Here is an 18,485-nt window from a genome sequence, read left to right as displayed (position 1 = left end):
ATCATGGGCTTCGGTCTTTTCATGTTTGCAGTCTGAAGCAGAAGGAATAAGTTGCCTGCTTGTGGGCAAGGATTGTGGATGTAAAGGACGGTGAACTGCACATGATGGAGGAAACGACGGTTGTTGCCGTGCGAGCTATTATCGCTTTTCTCACCTTAATTATCTATACGAGGGTACTGGGAAAACAGCAGATGGGCAACCTGACCTATTTTGACTATATCAACGGCATTACGATCGGTTCCATTGCAGGTACGTTTGCGACCGATTTGTCGTCCAAGGCATGGATTCATTTTGTGGCCCTGACCATATTTACGCTAATTACCATCCTCTTTCAATACATTACACTCAAAAGTCGTACCTTCTCCAACTTCATGGACTCTGATCCCACACTCGTCATTCAGAACGGCAAAATTCTGGAGCAGAATCTGAGTAAAATGCGCGTAAAGTTCGACGAACTTACCATGATGCTGCGGCAAAAGGATGTATTTGACCTGACCACTGTCAATTATGGCATTCTCGAGCCGGACGGCACCCTCTCCATTGCACTGAAACCGGAGTTGCAGCCCGTCACTGCAAGTGACATGCACATGCATTCACCACCCCAAAAGCTCATGACTGAGCTGATCGTTGATGGCGTTCTGATCAAGCCAAATCTGGCGAAGCGAAACAAAAGCAGTCAATGGTTAACCGAGCAATTGAAAAAACAAAATCTGACCATTCGGGACATTGCCTTTGCCGCCATTTTACCCAATGACAAGCTGTATATTGATCTGTACAAGGATCAGCTACCTGAAAAGTCAGAACCTGAAGAGGACAACAAGGAGGGCAGAAAATGAAAAAACAATCATGGCTGCTCTATGCAATCCCCATCGTCATGCTGTTACTGTTTATCGCTATTATGGTTAGCGGGACTTGGCTGAAAAAACCTTTTGGTACGCAGGATCGGTTATTCGAATCTATACAGCTGCTGGAGAAGCACGTTCAGGACAAGCAGTGGACCAAAGCCAAAGCACAGGTCGACTATGCCATGCAAGCCTGGGATCGCATCGTCAATCGTATCCAGTTCAGTGTGGAACGCGAGACCATCTATGATATTCTGGGTGCACTCGCACGAATGCAGGGTGGTATTGCGGCGAAGGATGACCAAGCGATTATGGAGGAAATTTATTATTTTTATGCATTGTGGGATAACCTCGGGGATTAACTGTTACTGATCAAGAAATGAAAAAGCGAAAAAACACTCCCTCTCTCTGTGAAAAGGAAGTGCTTTTGGTTCAGGCATGGCTGCCTGTTCCCGTGATACCCGGTCGATTATGCTCGGTCGAACCTGCGAGACCTAGGCGCATTTGCCGTGCCTTCTTTGCGGAAGAAAAGTGTGAGCGCTCCCCTTGCACACCATAGAGCAAACAAAGCAAACAGCGTACCCCAGAACAACGCAGGCAGAAATGTCTGCTGTGCCAGATTTGCTGCATCTCCCGCCTGAGACGGACGTGTCAAGGACGCCCAGCCGATATACATCGCACTGACCACCGACTCCTCCAGCGTAATGAAGGCGAGCAGCAAATAATAATACTTGGAAATCTTAGCCCCGAAGATCATGATAACTACATTCAGAGCAATAAACCCGGTCAACCACAGCATGCCGAATTCTCCTCGGACATACAACAGCAATGAGACAAGAGCCACAGCCGTCATTAATCCCAGTCCCCATATGTGCCGACCTTTGCGATACAGATAGAACAATAACCATGCAAACAGCGATGCCCCAATGTAACCCGCCAGCGAAACCAATATCGATCTCCCTGGTGTCAGCATGGATGAATACGTTACACCACTGTGGTCCGCATACAATTCAATCCGCAGCACCTTGCCGGACAACACCAGTGTCATTAGCGCATGCGCGAATTCATGAATCATCGTATCCAGATTACGAAATAAGGATGAGAACGGGATCATCCGGGTAAGAAATACAGAGGCCATCAGAAAAAGAATCGTTTTGAGCCACTTGTTCACTCTGTTCAGACCTCCTTGCCTTCATGTAAGCGAGCCTATCCCATTATACTACGTGCTCTTCCCCTGCTTCGTTTCGTCTTTTGAAGTCCAGTGCACATCGTTCCATCCACCAGCAGAAGCTGCGATTATGCCCAATGAAAAAAGAGGAAAGATCATATCGGCCGCGCCCGGGCTCATATGTCACCAATAATCGGTTTTTCATTCGCTGCAGCGCATACTTTACGAACCGCTCGGATGCCGGGTTATGAATCAGCGTTACATAAGCATACAGGGAGTGATCGACAGGTTCATCCAGCGGACTGACGCCTGCACATGAAAACTCCGTCTGCACACCTGCTTCATGCAACAAGCTTAGCGTAGAGACTAACTCTGTATCAACCTCAATCCCGTTCCAGATCGCTGTCTGTTTGGGAATAATGACCTGTTTATCCCGCTCGGTCCAGTGCATCAATTCCTGCTTTCGTCTCCTCCACAGATGGGCGGGCTGCTCACTTAACAGCACTTCCTGCTCTTCATATTGTTCATGCGGGTCCATCGTATCCTCCTCTTCTGCTTCATCCGGTCGTCTCAAGCGAAAGAGAGCACATCGCTGTGCTCTCTGCTTCGCAAAAGGCAAAGGAATCGATCTCATTCATTCCTTAGCATGTTGTTATATTGTACCTTTTTCGGTGCTGTGCATCAAACTGAATCGGGATGCCTGCTTATTCGTTCAGCGCCAGCTTCAGCGCCTCCAGGTTCTCTCTCATGACGCTGATGTAGTCCTTGCCTGCTTTGACTTCGTCCTCAGTCAGACCTTCAATCGGATTTAATACAGCCGTTTTGGCCCCAACCTCCTGTGCAATTGTATCGGACACTTTGGAGGATACTAAGGTTTCGAAGAAGATTGTTTTGACCTTGTGTTCTTTGGCAAAATCAATCACTGACGCCATCTGTGCCGCGGATGGCTCCTGTTCAGGAGACAACCCGGCAATCGGTACCTGCTGAAGACCGTACTCCTGTGCCAAATAAGCAAAAGCCGCGTGCTGTGTGATGAAGTCCTTACGTTTGCTGTCCTTCACAGCCGCCTTGAAATCCTGATCCAGTGCTTCGAGCTTGGCAACATATGCATCAGCATTCTGTTTGAACTGCTCTGCATGCCGAGGTGCCGCTTTCGCCAGTCCCGCTTCAATATTGCGAACCTCTTTTATGGCCAGTGCCGGAGATAACCATACATGAGGATCAAGTACGCCATGATCATGTTCATGGTCATGTTCTTCACTGCTGGCTTCTGCATGGTCGTTACCGTCCTTCGCAGCATCATCCGCGTGATCATGCTCGTCCGAATGGTCGTGGTCTGTTGCAGCTCCGTTCGCATGGTCGTGGTCATGCTCTTCCTCTTCCCTACCCTCACGAATGCTAATGCCTTGACTCGCCTCGACTTGGATCAGCTTGCTGCTGCTCAGACTGTCCTTGACCTGATCAATCCAGGATTCCATGCCTGCTCCGTTGTAAACGAGCACATCTGCCTTTTCGATGCTGGCCATATCCTGAGGAGTCGGTTCCCAGTCATGCGGCTCCATTCCAGCGGGTACAAGCGTATGCACATCTGCCAGATCGCCCGCAACATTTTTCGTGAATTCATACATTGGATAGAAGCTGACCTGCACATTCAATTTTTGCTCCGTCTCCGCCGGAGTGGATGCGGCTGTGGATGTGGATGTGGATGCATCCGACTCAGCAGCCGGGGCCTTCTGCCCGCAGCCCGTTACAACGAGTGCCATGCTGAAAACTAGTGCAAGCGCGGAATTTTTAGCAAATTTCATATCATAAGTTCCCCATTTCATATTATGTGTTTCCTTTGGAATGTATATATAGTGTTGCTGTCTGATTTTGCTGTGCCGCGCGGTGACGTTTACGGTTATATAATGAAATCAGCTTCTGAGCCGATATCCCGGTCAACAGGAAAAATAACAGGATAAGTGCAATCGTTCCACCTGGGGGTGTGTTCCATTGGTAAGAAGCGGTCAGTCCGCTAAAAATACCTGCCAGCCCCGTAATGACAGCAATGACGATTGCTGTTGCAAAACTGCGTGATATTCTCAAGGCTAACGCTGCCGGCAATACAATCAGTGCAGAGACCAGCAGTACGCCGACAATCGGCATGGCCGAGGCTACGGTCATTCCCGTAAGTATGGCAAAAGCAAACGACAATCCTTTGACCCGAACTCCCCCGATCGAGGCGGTTTCTTCATCAAAAGTCAGATTGTAGAGCGGTCTGCGCAGACAAATAAAAAAGATTAATCCAATCAAGCATACAGCCGCCATCATCCACAGCTGTGTGTTACTTACGGCTACGATTGAACCGAACAGATATGAACTGAACGTTTTGGAGAGATTTGTCTTCAAACTCATTAATACGACAGCTAAGGCCAGACCCGACGTCATAATTATGGCCACGGGCACCTCGCTGTAGGTACGATAGCTTCGCCGCAGCTGTTCAACCAGCAAAGCACCGATCATGGCTACCGCAAAGCCGCACAGCACCGGATTCAGGTTCATGACAGAACCAAGCGCAACCCCGGCAAGCGAAACGTGAGAAAGGGTATCCGCCATCAGTACCTGCCGTCTGAGCATCAGATATACACCCAGAATGGGTGCAATCAATCCGATTAACCCTCCAGCCCAGAAAGCACGTTGCATGAATTCGTACTCAAACACTGCCATTCCTCGCTTTCCTGTCGCTCCAGCGTGATCGTCCGGTCCAGCCGATTGCCGATCTCCTCCAGACCATGTGTAACCATAATAATGGTCAGCCCGTGCACATCTGCATAATGACGCATCAGATCATAGAAGCCTTCTCTGCTGCGCCGATCCATGCCTGTTGTAGGTTCATCCAGCACAAGCACATGAGGCTGTGCAGCCAATGCCCGTGCAATACAGATACGCTGCTTCTGTCCGCCCGACAGCTCGCCAACCCGCGTGTTGCGATATTCCCACATGCCCACTTCACGCAGGCTGCGTTCAACAATCGCTTCCTTGTCCGCAGTGAACCTGCGAAAAAGTCCCAGCTTGTGGTAACAGCCGGAACGAACCAGCTCGATGACCGTGCTGGGAAAACCGCTGTTAAACGAGGCCACCTGCTGCGGCACATATCCTATTTCCAGTTTGCCCCCTTGATGCTGCTGTGTGTTTATATGTACCGAACCGCTCCAGGGCTTTAACAGCCCCAGCAGCAATTTCAGCATCGTTGTTTTCGCAGAACCATTCGGGCCTGTGATGCCAACGAATTCGCCTACATGAATATCCAGCGATAGTTGATCAATGACCGGCTCTTTGCCATATCCAAATACAACATCACGCATGGAAGATAAAATCATGGTGTACCCTCTTTTCATTTTCGTAAATTTTACGATTTAGAGAACTCAAAATTTTTTAGCTTATGCTTCGGTATTATCGTGTTGCCCGATTTTAGCGTGTTTCCCGATGAATCGTCATTTTCTTCAAACGTGGAGAATACTTCTTCATTTCCAGTCGCTCCGGATGGTTACGTTTGTTCTTCGTTGTTGTATAGTTGCGATCTCCGCACTCTGTGCAGGCTAATGTTACAATGACTCTCATGGTGCTGCCTCCTCTTTTTAATTCGTAATAATTACTATTTAATGATAGTAGCTTATGCCTTTTCTTTTGTCAACCTTGCAATCACCTAGCAAAATTGTTGTGTGCACACATCATATTCTTCTGAAAGATGGACAGGTTCATCTGCAGTAAATCTCTCTTTCAGCTTTAGTCCACAAAAAATGGAATGGCGATTTCTATCTCGCAAATCCGCTGTTTAGCTAATCTTTTTTGCGCAGCAGCAGATTTAAAGCGGCTGGCCCATAAGTCCTGAATGGCTGGGGACAGCCCTGCCTGCTTCGGCGCTAACGATCAGGAGAAGCCTTATTAGGCGCATTTTTAGCGAGTTTCAACTCTAACGATTCCCAGAAACGCTATCTCGACAGAAACAGTCCTCTGTGGCACAAAATTGGCTTCATTGCGCGAAATAACGTCTCCTGGATTCGTTAGATTTCACAAAAGCTCAAAAAGCGGGAAATAAGGCTTCCTGAGATCGTTAGGATTTTACCAGCTGCAAAAAGCGCACATACTCCCCCTGCTCAAATACATGATAGCGCTCCATATTAACATTCCATGCGTCTAACATGTCGTAAATTACTGAATTCACTTATATTCCTGACTGGCCTTCTCCCGCCTTAACTTTACCTGCAATGAATTTATCATTATCTGAATGCACTTTATTAACGTATCAGCTCCACTGTGGAAAAGGGTCTTTCAGCTCACGCCAGTTCATCTGCATCTCTTCATCGGTAAGCAGCGTTTCATCCAGTGTCCGCTCTATAGCCACGCGATCCATGTCAATGCCGATAAACACAAGTTTTGTCACCCGGTCGCCCCACTCATCATCCCAATCTGGAATAGCAGGCAGGGTGCAGCCAAAGTGCAGATGCCGCTCTTCCTCGCTCATTGCGCCGACCCATATTCCTGCTGGTGCAAGCTGTTTGGAGGTTCCTGCGTGGCTGAACGATATCGCCATATGGTTGCGTGTAGCCATCCACATCAATCCTTTGGAGCGTACAATGCTGTCCGGCCATTTGGCTATCCAGCGCAGCAAGCGCTCCGGGTGAAACGGACGTTTGCGAAGATATACAAACGAGTGAATACCGTATTCCTCGGTTTCAGGCGTATGTTCTTCCTTCATTAATTCGCGGATCCAGCCCGCGGACTGGCTTGCTTTTTCAAAATCAAAGCGTCCTGTATTCAGAATCTCTCTCGGATCAATCTGTCCATGCGTTGTACGAACCAGCTTGGCCTCAGGCTGCATCGCGTGCAGTGCTTTTTCCAGCTTGGCCAGCTCCTCCTCGGACACCAGATCACACTTGTTCAGCACCAGAACGTCACAGAACTCCACCTGATCCGTCAGCAAATGCACAATGCCACGCACATCGTCTTCCCCGGCCTCCTGTCCCCGATCCTTTAATGTCTCTTTCGAATAAAAGTCACGCCAGAACTGAGCGGCATCCACCACTGTCACCATCGTATCCAGACGGGTGAATTGGGTTAGATCAATGCCAAGCTCCTCATCTATATAAGTAAATGTCTGTGCTACCGGGACGGGCTCACCAATCCCTGTTGATTCAATCAGGATGTAGTCAAACGAACCATCGAGCGCAAGTCGCTCGACCTCTTTCAGCAAATCCTCTCGAAGCGTGCAGCAGATGCAGCCGTTGGACATCTCTACGAGCTTCTCATCAATTCGCGATAACCCGCCTCCGTCACGAATCAATCCTGCATCAATATTGACTTCACTGAGATCGTTTACGATGACGGCGACACGCATGCCCTCCCGATTATGAAGCACATGGTTTAACAATGTGGTTTTGCCTGCTCCGAGATAGCCGCTAAGCACGGTAACGGGAATTCGGTTCTGAACTTGCTGTTGATCTGACACTGACGATGACATATTGGCTCCCTCCACTCTTTAAAGGTACGTGTAATTCATGATGTTTTTCGGGTACTGCTTCTGTTTCAAAAACAAATCTGATAAGCTTTTAATCGTAATTATTACTATTAATACACAAGAAACTATACCTCACTCCGCTTTTGCTTGTCAACCGATGCGTGACGAACGAAAACTGGTTTAATCGTAAAATTGTTGATTTACAGGTCAGATCGATGTATGTTACAGCACGTACAAGCATATATTCTAGCAAAGTTCTAGTGACGGAGGTCTTTTCATGAGAATGGCAGCCAGCTTGAAGCTTCTAACCTTCCTGGTTCCATGTGCATTTGTGGTCCCGGTCATCATTACATTTGCTCCTGATCTGAGTAGGGTCTGGAATAGCGAAGCTTTGCAAAATATAAAAACGGTGTTTGTGAGTATTTTTCTCGAGGCGGCCCCCTTTTTGCTGATGGGTGTTTTCTTGTCCTCTCTTATGCAGTGGTTTGTATCGGAAGAAATGGTGCGCAGACTTACACCTAAACATCCCGTTGGCGGCGTATTAGTTGCCGGGCTGCTCGGTATTATTTTTCCAATCTGCGAATGCGGTATGATTCCTGTTGTGCGCCGACTTATGCGTAAAGGTATGCCTGCGTATATTGCGGTTACGTTTATCCTCAGCGGGCCTGTGGTCAATCCGATTGTGTTTACGGCCACCCTGCTCGCATTTCCCAATCATCCAGAAATTACGATTGCTAGAATGGGGCTGGCTTTTGCTGTAGCTGCTTCCGTCGGAGGGCTTGTCTATATGTTTGTTAAACGCAGTCCGCTTCGCTTACCCAAAGGTGTGACAACCGAAGTGAAGACACATCCTGGCTTCAAAATGGCCGTTCCTCCCTCACACTCTCATTCTCATGCTCATTCGCACGGAGACGGAGGCTTCCATGATCATCATCATACACATCCAAAGGACTGGCGCAGCTTTTTTCTTCATGCAGGCGACGAGTTCGTCGATATGAGCAAATATTTGGTGATTGGTGCGCTGATTACAGCGTGTATTCAGACGTTTGTGAGTCGCAGTGATCTGATTGCGCTGGGGAACGGCCCGGTTGCGTCGTATGTATTTATGATGGGGTTTGCTTATGTGCTGTCCCTGTGCTCAACCTCAGATGCTTTCGTGGCTTCGGCTTTCTCCCATACGTTTGCTTTGGGCCCGCTGATCTCCTTCCTTGTGCTCGGGCCTATGCTGGATTTCAAAAGCACACTGATGCTGCTCTCTACCTTCCGCACCCGCTTTGTCATTGGATTAAGTGTAGCGATTGTTATACTGGTCTTTGCCGGGTCGTGGCTGGTGAATTTCTTTGGGTGATTGGGATGAAACGGGGATTAAGATGATGTTATAAAGAATCAGGAACAGCGATAAGAAATACGAAACGTTGAAAATTGAAAATGGAATATAGAATATAGAATATAGAATATAGAATAGTTGCAATATTAAAAATATTTAATGGAGTTAATGATTAATGCTATTAAATATTTATCTTCAAATTATGATTACACCGATTAAAAAAATGCTGATAGAGAGAGGGTGAAATTTGTGGGCTACGGAAATCATGCGATGAACAGGAGCTTTTTCTCAAAAACAAATGTGATTCAGTGGCATGCTCTCATACGTGCGGGCTGGATTGGCAGTCTGGCTGGGTATATCATACACCTCCATTCAAGCAACGCCCTGCATTATTATCTGGCTCCAACTCTGCAAAAGCTGCTGCTCGCTTGTGTCATTCCGTTCATTTTTATTGCGGTCATTATGGCCTGGCATGCTCTCTTTGGCAGAAATGAAATGCAATGCGGGTGTGAGCACCCTCCACCTTCCGGGATTATGCGCAGTTCGCTGGTGTATGGTTTGATTACACTCCCGATACTGCTCGGTTTTCTGCTCCCAGATCAGGCTTTGGGCAGTTCAATGGCCAGTCAGAAAGGCATGTCTCTGACATATGCAGCACCTGAGATTCGGCGTAAAGAGCCGCTGCCTGCTGCCTCGCCTCGCTTGAACGTGCAGGACGTGAAGGTGCCTGTTCCGCAAGCGTCAGCAGGTCTGCCAGTTGCCACTGCGAGTGTACAGTTTGTACCTCCCGATGAATACAGCGATGAGTTCGCAGAGCTGGCAAAAAGGTTATATGCACAGCCTGTCATTCAGGTATACCCGCAAATATTTTCAGAAACACTTGGCGCAATTGATATGTTCCAGCGTCAATTCACAGGCAAAGAGATTATGCTTACCGGCTTCGTCTATCGGGATGACAGCATGGAGCATGATTCTCATTTCGCGCTGGGGCGTTTCCTCGTCATGTGCTGCCCGGCAGATGCGGCCCCGTTCGGTGTGATGGTTCATGTGCCGGAAGCGAGCAAGCTGAACAAAGACATCTGGGTTCAAGTTCGCGGTACGATTGGTTCCGCCCAAGTGGATGGAAAGGATACGATGGAGATTCGAGCAAAAAGCGTCACACCAATCGATCAGCCAGCCAGTCCATACATCTACACCAGTGCAGATTCCGTGAAAACATACGATAAAATTCTGAGCGAGCAGAAATGAGATCCTAATGAGACTCATATTGACTCATGAGTGTGCGGGAGCTGGTTTAGGATGAAGCTGATACTCGCGACTAGTAAACGGAAATAGGTTAGGATGAAGCTGATGCCCATAACGAGTAAACAGCAGTAGGTTAGGATAAAACTGATGCGCGTAACAAGTATACGGAAAGTGGGTTAGAATGAGACTGATCTTGCAACGAGAGAACAGAAGTAGGTTAGGATAGGACTGATGCGTACAACAAGTAAATGGAAGTATGTTAGAGATGAGACTTATGCTCGCAACGAGTAAACAGGGTTAGCCCTAGGGATGAGACTGATGCTCGTAACTAGTAAACAGAAGTTGGCCTACGATGAGACTGATACGCACAACGAGTATACAGAAATAAAGTTAGAATGAGCTGATGTCACAACGAGCGGGCGAAAGTGGGTTTATGATGTGATAAAGGTTCATTTGCGTATGACCTGAATGTGAAGTAAGGCCGCAATTATAAGTTGTTCGAAGTTACTAAAAAAATGATGCATTCACTCACGCCCCTGTTCAAGCTTATCGACTACTGAACTCTCTGCTCAACCTTTGCTGGACTGAAAATAAGTAACTCTCCTCAGCGATTTCCCTTCACACACTTCATTCATTTTAACGAATCGAGAAGAGCTTATTTGCGTGAAAATGTGCTTCTGGAAATTTTAACGAATCAGAGGAACCTTATTTCACTTAAAACACAACAAAAATGCCCCTTTTCACCCCATTCTAGGGAAATAAGGTTTCCTGAAATCGTTACAAAATAAAAACGCATGAAAACACCCAAATAGCGTTTCTGGGAATCGTTAGGAGTAACAAGTTGCCTCCAGCGGGTTCATCCCAATCATTTTGCACACCACCAGCTAGAAGTCACACTGTTTACGTTCTTTGTGTTGATAGAATTACTTGGGTTAAATTGGTTGTTCGCGTTGATTGAGTTGCTTGGGTCGGATAGTTGCTTGCGCTCATTGGATTGCTGGAGGTAGAGATTCATCGCTTCGGTTGGTTGAATTGCTGGAGTTGGATTGGTTGCTTACGTTGGTTGGGTTTGCTGGGCTGAATTGTTTGCTTACGTTTGATTGGATTGATTGTTTGAGTTGTCTGAATTATTTGAGTTGGTTGTGTTGCGTTTGAGTCGCTTGCTCGCTTAAACTTCCTAACGCCACTTAAAAAACAAAAAAAAGACGGGCAGAATCAAGCTGCTCCGTCTTTTTAGTCTCGATATATTACCTGTATCCCCACAACTGGGGTTGAGGCAATGCAATGCCTTTTATTTTAAATTACCCGGCTTTCCTCTTACTCGGTTACGATGTCATGTACCAATACCGGTGCATCCGCATGGTCAGCAATGGTAATGTTCTCTTTAATTTTTGCGATAACGGCCTCTACATCTTCACGGTTGGCATGAATAGTGACCAAAGACTCGCCAGCTTTCACTGCATCGCCTACTTTTTTATTCAGCATCAAACCAACAGCCAGGTCAATCTCGGATTCCTTGGTTGCCCGACCCGCACCAAGCAGCATTGCCGCAGTTCCAATCTCATCCGCAACGATGCCTGCAACATAACCGTCACGATCTGCTGGAACCTCGATTAAATATTTGGCTTGTGGCAGGCGGTCTGGATGATCCACGACCGAAGCATCGCCGCCCTGGTTTGCCAGGAAGTGCTTGAATTTCTCCAGCGCTTTTCCGTTGTGGATGACTTCTTTCAGCTTTTCTTCAGCCTGCTCCAATGAATCCGCTTTGCCCGCAAGGAACACCATCTGACGTCCAAGTGCCAGACACAGCTCTTCCAGATCCTTAGGACCTTTGCCTTGCAAAGTAAGGATCGCTTCCTTCACTTCAAGCGCGTTACCGATCGCAAGACCGAGCGGCTGGGACATGTCCGAGATAACCGCCATCGTTTTACGGCCGACATTGTTACCAATGCTTACCATCGCATGTGCCAGCTCTTTTGCGTCTTCTGTTGTTTTCATGAACGCACCAGCACCTGTTTTTACGTCGAGCACAATGGCATCTGCACCTGCCGCAATTTTTTTGCTCATAATGGAGCTTGCGATCAGTGGGATGGAGTTAACCGTTGCCGTTACATCACGCAGTGCATACAGCTTTTTGTCCGCTGGTGTAAGGTTGCCGCTTTGGCCGATTACCGCTACTTTATGCTCGTTGACGAGACGGATAAACTCTTCCTTTTCAAGCTCCACATGGAAGCCAGCTACGGATTCCAGCTTGTCCGTTGTACCCCCAGTGTGACCAAGGCCACGCCCGGACATCTTTGCCACAGGTACATCCAGTGCAGCGACGAGTGGTGCAAGCACCAGTGTAGTTGTATCACCCACGCCTCCGGTGGAGTGCTTATCTACCTTGATGCCTTCAATGGCAGAGAGGTCAATTGTTTCGCCCGAGTTAACCATAGACATGGTCAAATCTGCACGTTCTTTATCTGTCATGTCTTTGAAAAATACAGCCATCGCCCAAGCGCTGACTTGATAATCCGGAATCTCTCCTTGCGTATATCCTTGAACAACAAAGTCGATCTCTTCTGTTGTCAGTTCTTTGCCGTCACGTTTTTTGGCAATAATGTCTACCATTCTCATGATGATCTCTCCTTGTGTAAAATTGATTGTACAGAACACGCATTGAGCGGGAGCCGTTCCGGACCCGGATCGCTCTTACAAGCGCTGTTGTCTCCCAACCGGCCCGAATCGTTACAGCATTACAGTGTAGTTGCAGTCTCCAACGCCACAACCATCATGTCGTTGAACGTTTTTTGGCGCTCTTCTGCAGAAGTTTCTTCACCTGTCAGCAGGTGATCACTTACTGTCAGGATGGTCAAAGCGTTCACGCCGAATTTGGCAGCAATGGTGTACAGCGCTGTTGTTTCCATCTCCACACCAAGCACACCGTGCTTCATCAATTTTTCTGTTACGGAACGGTCATCCCGATAGAAGGAATCGGAGCTGAACACGTTGCCGACATGAATGTTCATGCCTTTAGCTGTTGCACGGTCGTAAGCTTCCTTCAGCAGCGAGAACGTTGCGATTGGCGAGAAATCATATCCACCGAAAACATGTTTGTTCATGCTGGAATCCGTGCAGGCTGCTTGTGCAAGTACGACGTCGCGTACACGTACATGCTCCTGCATACCGCCGCAAGTGCCGACACGAATCAGGTTTTTCACACCATACTCGCTGATCAATTCATTGGCATAGATCGCAAAGGACGGAATCCCCATACCCGAACCTTGCACCGAAATCCGGTGACCTTGATATGTACCTGTGAAGCCAAGCATTCCGCGAACTTCGTTGTAACAAACGACATCCTCAAGATACGTATCTGCGATGTATTTTGCGCGCAAAGGGTCTCCTGGCAAAAGGATCGTTTCTGCGATATCTCCCGATTTTGCTCCAATATGTGTACTCATGTCATTTCCTCCAATATATATAGAATCATCTATGGTTAATTGCGATAGGCGGCCTGACTCGGGAGAGACTTCCTCTTACGTCACTCCCGCAGTCCAGCACCCATGTTGAACGCCCCGCATCAGTTTGAACAGTCCAAACTTTTTCAGTTACTTACGATTCAGTTCAGACATTCATTGTTATTTCAGATCATTCAGGAAGCTTTTGCCGTATTCAGGCAGCTTTACACCAAAGTTATCTGCCACGGTTGCACCAAGGTCTGCAAAGGTGCTGCGTAGCTCCAGCTGTTTACCCTCGCTGAAACGCGGGGAGTAAGCAAGCAACGGAACATATTCACGTGTATGATCTGTGCCGCGGTAGGTTGGGTCGTTACCATGGTCGGCCGTAATGAGCAGCAGATCATCGTTGGTCATTTTTGCAAAAATCTCGGGCAGACGTGCGTCATAATCTTCAAGTGCCTGCGCATACCCTTGCGGGTCACGGCGGTGGCCGTAGAGCGCATCAAAATCAACGAGATTCAGGAAGCTCAGACCCGTGAACTCTTCGTCCATCGTTTCAGAAAGCTTGTCCATGCCATCCATATTCGAGACAGTGCGAACTGCTTTGGTCACACCCTCGCCATCATAAATATCTGAAATTTTACCTAAAGCAATAACGTCAAAGCCGCCATCCTTCAGCTCATTCATAACTGTGCGCCCAAACGGCTTGAGTGCATAGTCATGACGGTTCGCCGTGCGCTTCCAGTTCCCGGCTTCTCCAACGAAAGGACGTGCAATAATACGGCCGAGCATGTACGGATCTTCAAGTGTGATTTCACGGCAAAACTCACAGATTTCATATAGTTCTTTCAAAGGAACAACGTCCTCATGAGCTGCAATTTGCAGTACGGAGTCAGCTGAAGTATAAACAATCAGAGCGCCTGTTTCGACATGCTCCGCACCCAGCTCATCCAGAATTTCCGTGCCGCTGGCTGGTTTGTTGCCAATGACCTTGCGGCCTGTCTTCTCTTCAATACGCTGAATCAGCTCATCCGGGAAGCCATTCTCAAATACACGGAAAGGTGTATCAATGTATAAACCCATAATCTCCCAATGGCCTGTCATCGTATCTTTGCCACGGGAAGCCTCCTGCATTTTGGTGTAATACGCTTTAGGTTTATCCGCCACCGGAATACCTTGAATTTCTTTAATGTTAGACAGTCCAAGACTTGCCATGTTAGGCATGTTCAGACCTCCGCGTTCACGTGCAATGTGACCAAACGTATCGACGTCAAAATCATCGAACTCGGCCGCATCCGGCGCTTCACCGATTCCTACAGAATCCATGACGATCAGATGTACTCTTTTGAATGTTGACATAATCTAAGCACTCCTTCCAATAATCCGGCTTACAAAAACAGTCCAGTGATGATCGCAGACAGCACGCTGACAAGCGATGCACCATAAAGCAGCTTCAGTCCGAAGCGGGCCACCACATTGCCCTGTTTCTCATGGAGTCCCTTCACCGCCCCGGCAATAATACCGATGGAGGAGAAGTTGGCGAAGGATACTAGGAAGACGGATACGATCCCTGTTGTTCTGGCTGACAATGCTGTCTGTTTACTCAGATCAAGCATGGCAACGAATTCGTTGGACACCATTTTGGTAGCCATAATGCTTCCTGCCTGAATCGCTTCTTTCCAAGGGACACCCATAACAAAGGCAAAAGGTGCAAATACATACCCTAGCAGTTCCTGGAACGAAATGCCGATCACAGCGCTGAATATTCCGTTAATCAAGGCAATCAGAGCGACAAATCCGATCAGCATCGCTGCAACGACAATCGCTACCTTGAAGCCATCCAGAATATATTCACCCAGCATTTCAAAAAACGATTGTTTCTCTTCTTCCTGCACTTCCAATATATCTTCTTCCTCGGTTACCCGGTACGGGTTCACAATAGAAGCAATGATAAAACCGCCAAAAAGGTTGAGCACAAGCGCCGTCACCACATATTTCGGATCAATCATCGACATATAGGCACCGACAATGGACATCGATACCGTGGACATGGCTGAGGCACAGAGGGTATAAAGCCGATGTTTCGGCAGTAACCCGATTTGTTTTTTCACGGATATGAACACTTCAGATTGCCCCAAAATGGCCGAAGCAACCGCGTTATATGATTCCAGTTTGCCCATTCCGTTGACTTTGCTTAATACCAGACCAATATATTTTATAACAAAAGGCAGGATTCGGATATACTGCAATATACCAATCAAGGCAGAGATGACCACAATAGGCATGAGCACAGTCAGGAAAAACGGCCCACTCCCGCCTTCTGCTCCAACGTTTACTAAACCGCCGAAGACAAAGGTAATCCCTTCGTTTGCATATTCCAGCAGGTTCTTGAATACCGTGGAAAACCCGCCAATGAGCCATGTCCCCACTTCGGTGTTCAGCAAAGCGTAAGCTAAAATGATTTGTAACACAACCATAACCGCAAGCGGCCGGTATCGAATCTGTTTCTTGCCGTTGCTCGCGATATAAGCCAGTCCAAACACCACGAGTAATCCAAGTATGGCTATAAGATATTTCATGTTATCTCTCCTTTGAAGATCGTTAAGCAAGTGTTGTATAAACTGCTCAAAGGGTACTGAACCTCAAGTATGAAAATCGGATATCACTATTTCATTTTTTCAGAAAATGTATTAAAGCGCTTACAACATTCGCCGATAAATCAATTTTCATTTCATGAACCTCTTTGATTGTGATCGAGGTCACCTGCACATTACATAAACTCAGCATTACAAGCTTCCTGAACCCTGTCTTTATAACGACAAGGTCCAGGAAACAATCAAGTTTTAGTAAGACGAAGAAGACTCGCCGCCCTGCATGATCTTCACACCAGAGCTTGCCCCGATTCGGGAAGCGCCAGCTTCAATCATTTTCTGCATATCTTCAAGGCTGCGTACGCCGCCCGATGCTTTTACGCCCACGTCGGGTCCAACCGTGCGACGCATCAGAGCGATATCTTCCGGTGTTGCTCCACCTGTGGAGAAGCCTGTCGATGTTTTGACAAAATCTGCTCCGGCTCTGACAGCCGCTTGACAAGCACGTACTTTCTCATCGTCTGTCAACAGGCATGTCTCAATAATCACTTTCACAAGCGTACCTGCTGCAGCGTCAACAACAGCACGAATATCCTGCTCCACGTAATCATCGTTTCCGTCTTTCAATGCGCTGATGTTGATCACCATATCGACTTCCGTTGCACCTTTGGTAATGGCATCTTTGGTCTCGAACGCTTTAGTTTCGGTTGTGGACGCTCCCAGCGGGAATCCGATAACGGTGCAAATATCAACGCCTGTGCCTTGAAGCTGCTCTGCTGCGTAGGACACCCAGCCCGGGTTAACACAAACGGAAGCAAACTGGTACTGCTTCGCTTCTTCTGTCAGCTTGGTAATCTCGTTACGGGTTGCATCCGCACGAAGCAGCGTGTGGTCGATCATTTTAGCCAATTGTGATGTAGTCAATTCAATCTCTCCCTTATCTGAAGTGAACTGTGAACTTATATCCCTACACTACCATGAACATATGTAAAAATCAATTTGAACTTTTGTTCATATGTAATTTTTGGATAGAAGCGTGAACATTTTGTTACACCAGAAGCAATACTATTTTGTTTTATTTTCCGCTTTACATAATAAAACATCCGCCCTAGTGCATGGCAGATGTTGTCATCTCGTTATTCAGTTTAGGAACTATAGACCAATCTTAAAACCCTCTATAAACGAAGCAAAGCCTGGGCTGTGTACTGATCTGTAACAAGAATGTTGGCGTACTGCCCCTTCAGGGCGGCATGGATCGCTTCTATTTTGCGCATACCACCAGCGACAAGAATAGATTTCTCCTTATTCCGTAACTCCGCGAGATCAATTCCAACCGTTCTGCTGTTAATCTCCTCGCTGATCAAATGCCCCTCCGCATCAAAAAAACGTGAACAGATGTCCCCGGCACCCGACTTCATCAGGAGCTGCTGCTCTTGCTCATTGAAATATCCAAGCTTGAACAGAAGTGCATCCTCCTTCACCGTTCCCACCGTAAAGATGGCAATGTTCGCCTGTCTTCCCAGCTCTACAATTCGTCCAATGTGCCGATCGGCCTCAACCATTTTCTTCACTTCAAGGTTGTCGAAGATAACAGGAAGCGGCAAATACCTTGGCACCGTGTGAAAAGCTTCTGCAAACAGATGCACAATCTCCGCCGCATATGTATTCACATGGGAGTGGCTTACGCCCCCCTTGAGCTGTACCACTTCAACACCCTTGACCTGTTTGGGACGGAGCTGTCGTGCCACGGCATGCATCGTTGTTCCCCAAGTCACACCGATAATGTCCGCATCCTGCACAGTGTCCTGCAAATAGTCCGCTGCTCTCTTGCTGATATGCTTCTGAATCTCCTCATCGCTCTTGAGTGGCGCGAAACAAACAAGTGCTGTCTCCAGATGATATTTGGCCTTGAGCTCTCCCGCAATAATATCAATATCCTCAAGCGGGTCCATAATCTCGATGCGTACATATCCCCGGTCCTTGGCATATTGAAGCAGTCTGGATACGGTCGGGCGTGACACCCCGAGTCTTGTGGCTATATCCTGCTGACTGTAATCGGACTGGTAATACAATTTCGCCGCTTCAATGCTTAAACGCTGTTTCTCCAGGTCCATTCCCATGTGCACTCATCTCACTCATCTTATTATCGTTGAAAATTGAAAACGTGGAACATCTCGGATCTAGCCTGATTTCATTTGTTTTACTGGGCTTGCTCCACCAAAATACTCGTCCTATATATTATACATATATTAAGTATCCCATCACTATATTTTGCCAAAATACTCTCATGCTGCGGGTAATCCCTAACCATAGTGAATAAAATAAAGCTACCCATAGCATACTACTCCAGTCAATGAACATATATTCGGAAA

17 protein-coding genes are annotated in these 18,485 nt (G+C 47.4%); 4 read left to right on the top strand and 13 right to left on the bottom strand.

Features of this window, described 5'->3' with window-relative positions; genetic code table 11:
- The first annotated feature begins 59 nt into the window (after window positions 1–59).
- Entirely contained in the window at window positions 60–836 is a 777-nt protein-coding gene (locus tag IEW26_RS07130; protein WP_229729712.1) for a DUF421 domain-containing protein, read from the top strand.
- On the top strand, window positions 833–1,204 hold the full coding sequence (locus IEW26_RS07125) for a DUF4363 family protein (protein WP_188591848.1): 372 nt from the start codon (window positions 833–835) through the stop codon (window positions 1,202–1,204). The genes IEW26_RS07130 and IEW26_RS07125 overlap by 4 nt, the downstream gene beginning before the upstream one ends.
- Window positions 1,205–1,311: 107 nt before the next feature.
- On the opposite strand, the gene IEW26_RS07120 is transcribed toward IEW26_RS07125, so the two are convergent.
- The 7 genes from IEW26_RS07120 to IEW26_RS07090 all read right to left on the bottom strand — a co-directional run bounded on the left by IEW26_RS07120 (window position 1,312) and on the right by IEW26_RS07090 (window position 7,510).
- Entirely contained in the window at window positions 1,312–2,013 is a 702-nt protein-coding gene (locus tag IEW26_RS07120) for a M50 family metallopeptidase (RefSeq protein ID WP_188591847.1), read from the bottom strand.
- Window positions 2,014–2,056: 43 nt separating this feature from the next.
- Window positions 2,057–2,548: a hypothetical protein gene (locus IEW26_RS07115; protein WP_188592372.1), complete on the bottom strand. Its 492-nt coding sequence runs from the start codon at window positions 2,546–2,548 to the stop codon at window positions 2,057–2,059.
- Between the two features lie 166 nt (window positions 2,549–2,714).
- Window positions 2,715–3,815: a metal ABC transporter substrate-binding protein gene (locus tag IEW26_RS07110; protein WP_188591846.1), complete on the bottom strand. Its 1,101-nt coding sequence runs from the start codon at window positions 3,813–3,815 to the stop codon at window positions 2,715–2,717.
- A gap of 22 nt (window positions 3,816–3,837) precedes the next feature.
- Window positions 3,838–4,716 carry a metal ABC transporter permease gene (locus IEW26_RS07105; RefSeq protein ID WP_188591845.1) on the bottom strand — a complete coding sequence of 293 codons (879 nt, stop codon included), beginning with the start codon at window positions 4,714–4,716 and terminating at the stop codon, window positions 3,838–3,840.
- Window positions 4,662–5,369: a metal ABC transporter ATP-binding protein gene (locus IEW26_RS07100; protein WP_188591844.1), complete on the bottom strand. Its 708-nt coding sequence runs from the start codon at window positions 5,367–5,369 to the stop codon at window positions 4,662–4,664. The genes IEW26_RS07105 and IEW26_RS07100 overlap by 55 nt, the downstream gene beginning before the upstream one ends.
- Window positions 5,370–5,460: 91 nt before the next feature.
- Window positions 5,461–5,610, bottom strand: coding sequence for a 50S ribosomal protein L33 (gene rpmG / locus IEW26_RS07095; RefSeq protein WP_036613813.1), 150 nt, complete (start codon window positions 5,608–5,610; stop codon window positions 5,461–5,463).
- A 685-nt stretch (window positions 5,611–6,295) separates the two neighbouring features.
- Window positions 6,296–7,510, bottom strand: coding sequence for a GTP-binding protein (locus IEW26_RS07090; RefSeq protein ID WP_188591843.1), 1,215 nt, complete (start codon window positions 7,508–7,510; stop codon window positions 6,296–6,298).
- 274 nt (window positions 7,511–7,784) lie between these two features.
- Between IEW26_RS07090 and IEW26_RS07085 the strand changes: the two genes are divergently transcribed.
- Together IEW26_RS07085 and IEW26_RS07080 are read left to right on the top strand one after the other, a co-directional pair.
- Window positions 7,785–8,855 carry a permease gene (locus IEW26_RS07085; RefSeq protein ID WP_188591842.1) on the top strand — a complete coding sequence of 357 codons (1,071 nt, stop codon included), beginning with the start codon at window positions 7,785–7,787 and terminating at the stop codon, window positions 8,853–8,855.
- Window positions 8,856–9,104: 249 nt separating this feature from the next.
- A complete protein-coding gene (locus IEW26_RS07080; protein ID WP_188591841.1) occupies window positions 9,105–10,082 on the top strand; it encodes a TIGR03943 family putative permease subunit in 978 nt (325 codons plus the stop codon).
- Between the two features lie 1,314 nt (window positions 10,083–11,396).
- Here IEW26_RS07080 and IEW26_RS07075 read toward each other — a convergent pair.
- From IEW26_RS07075 to deoR, 6 genes are all read right to left on the bottom strand, one after another.
- Window positions 11,397–12,698, bottom strand: a complete 1,302-nt coding sequence (locus IEW26_RS07075; RefSeq protein ID WP_145402005.1) for a pyrimidine-nucleoside phosphorylase — start codon at window positions 12,696–12,698, stop codon at window positions 11,397–11,399.
- Window positions 12,699–12,817: 119 nt separating this feature from the next.
- On the bottom strand, window positions 12,818–13,525 hold the full coding sequence (deoD, locus tag IEW26_RS07070) for a purine-nucleoside phosphorylase (protein ID WP_188591840.1): 708 nt from the start codon (window positions 13,523–13,525) through the stop codon (window positions 12,818–12,820).
- 177 nt (window positions 13,526–13,702) lie between these two features.
- The gene (deoB, locus tag IEW26_RS07065; RefSeq protein WP_188591839.1) at window positions 13,703–14,881 is read right to left on the bottom strand and encodes a phosphopentomutase; all 1,179 of its coding nucleotides are present in this window, start codon (window positions 14,879–14,881) and stop codon (window positions 13,703–13,705) included.
- A gap of 29 nt (window positions 14,882–14,910) precedes the next feature.
- Window positions 14,911–16,101 carry a NupC/NupG family nucleoside CNT transporter gene (locus IEW26_RS07060; RefSeq protein WP_145402002.1) on the bottom strand — a complete coding sequence of 397 codons (1,191 nt, stop codon included), beginning with the start codon at window positions 16,099–16,101 and terminating at the stop codon, window positions 14,911–14,913.
- 264 nt (window positions 16,102–16,365) lie between these two features.
- Window positions 16,366–17,013: a deoxyribose-phosphate aldolase gene (deoC, locus tag IEW26_RS07055; RefSeq protein WP_188592371.1), complete on the bottom strand. Its 648-nt coding sequence runs from the start codon at window positions 17,011–17,013 to the stop codon at window positions 16,366–16,368.
- Window positions 17,014–17,288: 275 nt separating this feature from the next.
- A complete protein-coding gene (gene deoR, locus IEW26_RS07050; RefSeq protein WP_188591838.1) occupies window positions 17,289–18,227 on the bottom strand; it encodes a DNA-binding transcriptional repressor DeoR in 939 nt (312 codons plus the stop codon).
- Between the last annotated feature and the right edge of the window lie 258 nt (window positions 18,228–18,485).

This window comes from Paenibacillus silvae, assembly GCF_014639235.1.
In the GTDB taxonomy this organism is placed as follows: domain Bacteria; phylum Bacillota; class Bacilli; order Paenibacillales; family Paenibacillaceae; genus Paenibacillus; species Paenibacillus silvae.
Note: the sequence above shows the minus strand (reverse complement) of the source record. Positions and strands in the feature narration are given on the sequence as shown.

Excerpts from the sequence above, each read along its gene's own strand:
- deoR (WP_188591838.1), bottom strand. The coding sequence starts at position 18,227 with ATGGACCTGGAGAAACAGCGTTTAAGCATTGAAGCGGCGAAATTGTAT.
- IEW26_RS07115 (WP_188592372.1), bottom strand. The coding sequence starts at position 2,548 with ATGGACCCGCATGAACAATATGAAGAGCAGGAAGTGCTGTTAAGTGAG.
- rpmG (WP_036613813.1), bottom strand. The coding sequence starts at position 5,610 with ATGAGAGTCATTGTAACATTAGCCTGCACAGAGTGCGGAGATCGCAAC.
- IEW26_RS07105 (WP_188591845.1), bottom strand. The coding sequence starts at position 4,716 with ATGGCAGTGTTTGAGTACGAATTCATGCAACGTGCTTTCTGGGCTGGA.
- IEW26_RS07060 (WP_145402002.1), bottom strand. The coding sequence starts at position 16,101 with ATGAAATATCTTATAGCCATACTTGGATTACTCGTGGTGTTTGGACTG.
- IEW26_RS07075 (WP_145402005.1), bottom strand. The coding sequence starts at position 12,698 with ATGAGAATGGTAGACATTATTGCCAAAAAACGTGACGGCAAAGAACTG.
- IEW26_RS07110 (WP_188591846.1), bottom strand. The coding sequence starts at position 3,815 with ATGAAATTTGCTAAAAATTCCGCGCTTGCACTAGTTTTCAGCATGGCA.
- deoB (WP_188591839.1), bottom strand. The coding sequence starts at position 14,881 with ATGTCAACATTCAAAAGAGTACATCTGATCGTCATGGATTCTGTAGGA.
- IEW26_RS07085 (WP_188591842.1), top strand. The coding sequence starts at position 7,785 with ATGAGAATGGCAGCCAGCTTGAAGCTTCTAACCTTCCTGGTTCCATGT.
- IEW26_RS07100 (WP_188591844.1), bottom strand. The coding sequence starts at position 5,369 with ATGATTTTATCTTCCATGCGTGATGTTGTATTTGGATATGGCAAAGAG.
- IEW26_RS07090 (WP_188591843.1), bottom strand. The coding sequence starts at position 7,510 with ATGTCATCGTCAGTGTCAGATCAACAGCAAGTTCAGAACCGAATTCCC.
- IEW26_RS07080 (WP_188591841.1), top strand. The coding sequence starts at position 9,105 with ATGAACAGGAGCTTTTTCTCAAAAACAAATGTGATTCAGTGGCATGCT.
- IEW26_RS07125 (WP_188591848.1), top strand. The coding sequence starts at position 833 with ATGAAAAAACAATCATGGCTGCTCTATGCAATCCCCATCGTCATGCTG.
- deoC (WP_188592371.1), bottom strand. The coding sequence starts at position 17,013 with ATGATCGACCACACGCTGCTTCGTGCGGATGCAACCCGTAACGAGATT.
- deoD (WP_188591840.1), bottom strand. The coding sequence starts at position 13,525 with ATGAGTACACATATTGGAGCAAAATCGGGAGATATCGCAGAAACGATC.